Raw genomic sequence first — 5,117 nt, 5'->3', positions numbered from 1 at the left:
CATCTGGAGCGAGGTGCTCGACGCCGACACGGTCGAATGGTTCCGCGAGAACGGCGGCCTGACCCGGGCGAACGGCGACCGGTTCCGCGCCCGCCTCCTGGGCGTCGGCGGGTCCAAGGACCCGCTCGAGGCCTACCGGGACTTCCGCGGCCGGGACGCCGAGATCACGCCGCTCCTGGCGCGCCGAGGCCTCATCGCCTGATACACGAGAGGACCCCACCGTTGCCGGTGGGGTCCTCTCGTCACGGAAGGTCAGGCGCTCTTGCGCTTCTCCCGCATGACCAGGGTGGGGGCCGCACCCTTCTCCACCGCGTCACGGGTCACGATGACCTTCTCCACGTTGTCGGCGGAGGGGATCTCGAACATGATCGGGCCCAGCACGTCTTCGAGGATGGCGCGCAGACCGCGCGCACCGGTCTTGCGCTCGACGGCGAGTTCCGCGATGGCCTCCAGCGAAGCGCGATCGAACTCGAGGGAGACGCCATCGAGCTCGAACATGCGCTCGTACTGCTTCACGAGTGCGTTCTTCGGTGCGGTCAGGATCTCCATGAGCGCCTCGCGATCAAGCGGCGAGACGGCCGCGACCACCGGGAGGCGACCGATGAACTCGGGAATGAGACCGAACTTGTGGAGATCCTCCGGGCGCACCTCTGAGAAGAGGTTCAGGTCGTCGCCCTTGGTGTGAAGCGGCGCGCCGAAGCCGACGCCGTGTTTGCCCACGCGCGAGGAGATGATGTCCTCGAGTCCGGCGAACGCCCCCGCCACGATGAACAGCACGTTCGTCGTGTCGATCTGGATGAACTCCTGGTGCGGGTGCTTGCGGCCGCCCTGCGGCGGGACGGACGCGACGGTGCCCTCCAGGATCTTCAGCAGCGCCTGCTGCACGCCCTCGCCCGAGACGTCGCGGGTGATGGACGGATTCTCGGCCTTGCGGGCGACCTTGTCGACCTCGTCGATGTAGATGATCCCGGTCTCGGCCCGCTTGGTGTCGAAGTCGGCCGCCTGCAGGAGCTTCAGCAGGATGTTCTCGACGTCTTCGCCGACGTAGCCGGCCTCGGTGAGCGCGGTCGCGTCCGCGACGGCGAACGGCACGTTCAGCCGCTTCGCGAGGGTCTGTGCGAGGTAGGTCTTGCCGCATCCGGTCGGACCGAGGAGCAGGATGTTGCTCTTCGCGATCTCGACCTCCTCGGCGCGCTGCTCCGCGGACTGGATGGTGCCGTGCGCTCGCACGCGCTTGTAGTGGTTGTAGACCGCGACAGACAGAGCGCGCTTGGCGTCCTCCTGCCCGACGACGTACTCCTCCAGGAATGCGAAGATCTCGCGCGGCTTGGGGAGATCGAAGTCGGCGACCTCGCCCGAGGACGACTCGGCCATGCGCTCTTCGATGATCTCGTTGCACAGCTCGACGCACTCGTCGCAGATGTAGACGCCGGGACCGGCGATCAGCTGCTGCACCTGCTTCTGGCTCTTGCCGCAGAAGGAGCACTTGAACAGGTCGGCGCTCTCTCCGATGCGTGCCATCCGGCTCCTCCTCAAACAGCGGGCCTCAGCCCCGGGTGTCCTTCGAGCCTAACCGTAGTCTGTGACATCGGTGGGAATTGCGACGGCGAATGTGCCGGAGACACCGAACGGACGACGCCCCGCCTCCCATCGGGGGCGGGGCGTCATCCGGACCGTCGCGTCAGGATGTGATCGCGGCGGGTGTGCGCTTGCGCGTGGTGAGCACCTGGTCGACGACTCCATACTCCAGCGCCTCGGAGGCGGAGAGGATCTTGTCGCGGTCGATGTCCTTGTTCACCTGCTCCGCCGTGCGGTTGGTGTGTCGGGCCATCGTCTCCTCGAGCCAGGTGCGCATGCGGAGGATCTCCGCGGCCTGGATCTCGATGTCGGATGCCTGCCCGTGACCGGCCTCCCCCACCGCGGGCTGGTGCATCAGGATGCGCGCGTTGGGAAGAGCCAGACGCTTGCCCGGAGCCCCCGCTGCCAGCAGCACCGACGCGGCAGAGGCCGCCTGTCCGAGCACGACCGTCTGGATCTCCGGCGAGACGTACTGCATGGTGTCGTAAATCGCCGTCATCGCGGTGAAGGATCCGCCCGGCGAGTTGATGTACATGATGATGTCGCGGTCGGGATCCTGGCTCTCGAGAACCAGGAGCTGCGCCATGACGTCGTCGGCGGACGCGTCGTCGACCTGCACGCCGAGGAAGATCACGCGATCTTCGAACAGCTTGTTGTAGGGATCCTGTCGCTTGTAGCCGTAGGCGGTGCGCTCCTCGAACTGCGGGAGCACGTAGCGACTACCGGGCATCTGCAGACCGGACGGGGCGGGGACGCCGTGTGTCGGGGTGTACATGTGCGGTTCTCTCTCTTTCGCCTGCGGACTCAGCTCGCGGTCCCGCCGCCGCCGGAGACGTCGGCGGCGTGCTCGCGGATGTGGTCGACGAACCCGTACTCCAGCGCCTCCGCGGCAGTGAACCACCGGTCCCGGTCGCCGTCGGAATTGACCTGCTCGACGCTCTTGCCGGTCTGCGAAGCGGTGATCTCCGCCAGGCGCTTCTTCATGTCGAGGATGAGCTGCGCCTGCGTCTGGATGTCGCTCGCGGTTCCGCCGAAGCCGCCGTGAGGCTGGTGCAGGAGGACGCGGGCGTTCGGCGTGATGTAGCGCTTGCCCTTCGTGCCGCTGGTCAGCAGGAGCTGCCCCATCGAGGCGGCCATGCCGATGCCGACGGTGACGATGTCGTTCGGCACGAACTGCATCGTGTCGTAGATCGCCATGCCCGCGGTGATCGAGCCACCGGGCGAGTTGATGTAGAGGTAGATGTCCTTCTCGGGGTCTTCGGCGGCGAGAAGGAGGATCTTCGCGCAGATCTCATTCGCGTTCTCGTCACGCACCTCCGACCCGAGCCAGATGATGCGGTCTCTCAGCAGCTTGTCGAAGACGCTCGTCGCGACAAGGGGTTCAGCGGCCATGTGTGCTCCTGATTCCTTGGGTCTGAGTCGAATCTACCGGCGCCCACTCGGCGCACCGCGCGTGTTCGCCGTGGGCAGATCGATCAGCGGACCGGACGACGAAAGGGCGGATGCCGCAGCATCCGCCCTTCATCACCCGAAGGCGATCACTTCGTGTCGTCGGCGTCCTCGGCGTCGGCCTCGGCGGCGCCGTCGACGATCTCCTCGGCCTCTTCGACCGCCTCCTCCTCGGCGGCCTCGTCGTCCTCCACCGCGATGAAGCCGGTGAGATCGACGGTGTTGCCGGCGGTGTCCACGACGGTGACCTTGCCGAGCGCGACGGCGAGGGCCTTGTTGCGAGCGACCTCGGCGACGACGGCCGGCAGCTGGTTCTGCTGCTGCAGGGCCTGCACGAACTCCTGCGGAGCCATGCCGTACTGAGCGGCCGACTGGACCAGGTACTGGGTGAGCTCCTCCTGCGAGACCTGGACCTCAGCCTGCTCGGCGATCGCGTCCAGCAGCATCTGCGTGCGGAACTGCTTCTCGCTGGCCTCGGTCACTTCGGCGCGGTGCTCGTCGTCCTCGAGTCGGCTCTCCTGTTCCAGGTGCGCGTGGACCTCGTCCTCGATCAGCTGGGGCGGAACGGCGATCTCGACCTGCTCGAGCAGCTGCTCGACGAGCTTGTCGCGGGCCGCCGAGCCCTGCGTGAAGACGGACTGCTGCGAGACGCGCTCACCGAGGCTGTCGCGGAGCTCCGCGATGGTGTCGAACTCGCTGGCGATCTGCGCGAAGTCGTCATCGGCGTCGGGAAGCTCGCGCTCCTTGACCGCCTTCACCGAGACCGACACCTCGGCCTCCTGCCCGGCGTGGTCGCCGCCGACCAGCTTGGAGCGGAACGTGGTGTCCTCGCCGGCGGTGAGCGAGTCGATCGCCTCATCGATGCCCTCGAGGAGTTCCCCGGAGCCGACCTCGTACGACACGCCTTCGGCGCGGTCGATCTCGGCACCGTCGATGGTGGCGACCAGGTCGAGTTCGACGAAGTCACCGGACGCCGCGGGGCGGTCGACCGTCACCAGCGTGCCGAAGCGCGAGCGGAGCTTGTCGAGCTCCTCGTCGATGGCGGCTTCGTCGACCTCGACGGCGTCGACCTCGATCGTCAGACCCTCATACGCGGGGAGGTCGAATTCGGGTCGCACATCGACCTCGACGTCGACCTCGAGGTCGCCGGAGAAGTCCTTCTCGGCGGGCCATTCGACCACCTCGGCGCTCGGACGCCCGAGGACGCGGATGCTCTCCGCCTCGACGGCCTGACGGTAGAACCCGTCGAGCCCCTCACTGACGGCGTGCTCGAGCACCGCACCGCGACCGATGCGCTGATCGATGATCGGGGCCGGAACCTTGCCCTTGCGGAAGCCGGGGATCTGCACGTCTTTGGCGATGTGCTCGTAGGCGTGCGCGATGCTGGGCTTCAGCTCGTCGGGGGTGACCGTGATGTGCAGCTTCACCCGGGTCGGGGTCAGCTTCTCGACGGTGCTCGTGACCATGCCTGTTCGTTCTCCTCGCTGTCGACCGCGCGGTAGCGCGCGGCGGTTGAGTCTTGGTCGGTGGACGTCGGGGCGACAGGATTTGAACCTGCGGCCTCCCGCTCCCAAAGCGGGCGCTCTACCAAGCTGAGCTACGCCCCGGTTGGGTGCGCACACGCGGACGTGCGGCGATCGGCCCCGAGAAGTCTAGCCGACGCGAGGTCGACTCGCCTGCCGGTGTCCAGGCCACGACCGGATGTCGTCTAGACTGTTCACGCCGCGGCTCGCCGCTGCGGGGATGTAGCTCAATGGTAGAGCCTCAGTCTTCCAAACTGATGGTGCGGGTTCGATTCCCGTCATCCCCTCCACACCGCCCCCGCCCATGCGGCGTCGGATCCGATCCGCCTGCCCGGCGTCGCTGCCGAGCCGCCTGCGCGGCGGCCGCTGCCGAGCCGCCTGCGCGGCGCCGCTCCGCAGTCACTTTCGGCGGGTGGTGGCGCTCTCGACCCGCAGAAAGTGACTGCGGAGCTGGAGAGATCGGCGGGGCTCGGCGGGGCTCAGCCGGCCGGACGTGCCTCGCGATGGGCGGCGAGGTGGGCGCGGTAGGTGTCCGCGTTCCGGCGGATCGCCGTCCGCTCCTCCTCC

Annotated in this window: 5 protein-coding genes and 2 tRNA genes; 2 read left to right on the top strand and 5 right to left on the bottom strand. The window is 67.6% G+C overall.

Annotated elements, in window-relative coordinates:
- Positions 1 to 202, top strand: a 202-nt coding sequence (locus B4E30_RS05705; RefSeq protein WP_286793933.1) for a M3 family metallopeptidase, incomplete at its 5' end; no start/stop codon positions are given.
- Between the two features lie 50 nt (positions 203 to 252).
- On the opposite strand, the gene clpX is transcribed toward B4E30_RS05705, so the two are convergent.
- The 5 genes from clpX to B4E30_RS05680 form a co-directional block, all read right to left on the bottom strand.
- Positions 253 to 1,521, bottom strand: a complete 1,269-nt coding sequence (gene clpX / locus B4E30_RS05700; RefSeq protein ID WP_071043310.1) for an ATP-dependent Clp protease ATP-binding subunit ClpX — start codon at positions 1,519 to 1,521, stop codon at positions 253 to 255.
- Positions 1,522 to 1,681: 160 nt separating this feature from the next.
- Positions 1,682 to 2,353, bottom strand: a complete 672-nt coding sequence (locus B4E30_RS05695) for an ATP-dependent Clp protease proteolytic subunit (protein WP_071043309.1) — start codon at positions 2,351 to 2,353, stop codon at positions 1,682 to 1,684.
- Positions 2,354 to 2,382: 29 nt separating this feature from the next.
- Positions 2,383 to 2,970 carry an ATP-dependent Clp protease proteolytic subunit gene (locus B4E30_RS05690; RefSeq protein WP_194385241.1) on the bottom strand — a complete coding sequence of 196 codons (588 nt, stop codon included), beginning with the start codon at positions 2,968 to 2,970 and terminating at the stop codon, positions 2,383 to 2,385.
- Between the two features lie 146 nt (positions 2,971 to 3,116).
- Positions 3,117 to 4,493: a trigger factor gene (gene tig, locus B4E30_RS05685; RefSeq protein ID WP_286793930.1), complete on the bottom strand. Its 1,377-nt coding sequence runs from the start codon at positions 4,491 to 4,493 to the stop codon at positions 3,117 to 3,119.
- A gap of 67 nt (positions 4,494 to 4,560) precedes the next feature.
- Positions 4,561 to 4,634: transfer RNA gene (locus B4E30_RS05680), tRNA-Pro, on the bottom strand.
- Positions 4,635 to 4,766: 132 nt separating this feature from the next.
- On the opposite strand from B4E30_RS05680, the gene B4E30_RS05675 reads away from it, so the two are divergent.
- A tRNA-Gly gene (locus tag B4E30_RS05675) sits at positions 4,767 to 4,840 on the top strand.
- Positions 4,841 to 5,117: the final 277 nt, after the last annotated feature.

The organism is Microbacterium sp. UBA3394, from assembly GCF_002358725.1.
GTDB classification, from domain to species: Bacteria; Actinomycetota; Actinomycetes; order Actinomycetales; family Microbacteriaceae; genus Microbacterium; species Microbacterium luteum.
This window is presented reverse-complemented; position numbering and strand designations above follow the sequence as displayed.

Excerpts from the sequence above, each read along its gene's own strand:
- B4E30_RS05695 (WP_071043309.1), bottom strand. The coding sequence starts at position 2,353 with ATGTACACCCCGACACACGGCGTCCCCGCCCCGTCCGGTCTGCAGATG.
- B4E30_RS05690 (WP_194385241.1), bottom strand. The coding sequence starts at position 2,970 with ATGGCCGCTGAACCCCTTGTCGCGACGAGCGTCTTCGACAAGCTGCTG.
- tig (WP_286793930.1), bottom strand. The coding sequence starts at position 4,493 with ATGGTCACGAGCACCGTCGAGAAGCTGACCCCGACCCGGGTGAAGCTG.
- clpX (WP_071043310.1), bottom strand. The coding sequence starts at position 1,521 with ATGGCACGCATCGGAGAGAGCGCCGACCTGTTCAAGTGCTCCTTCTGC.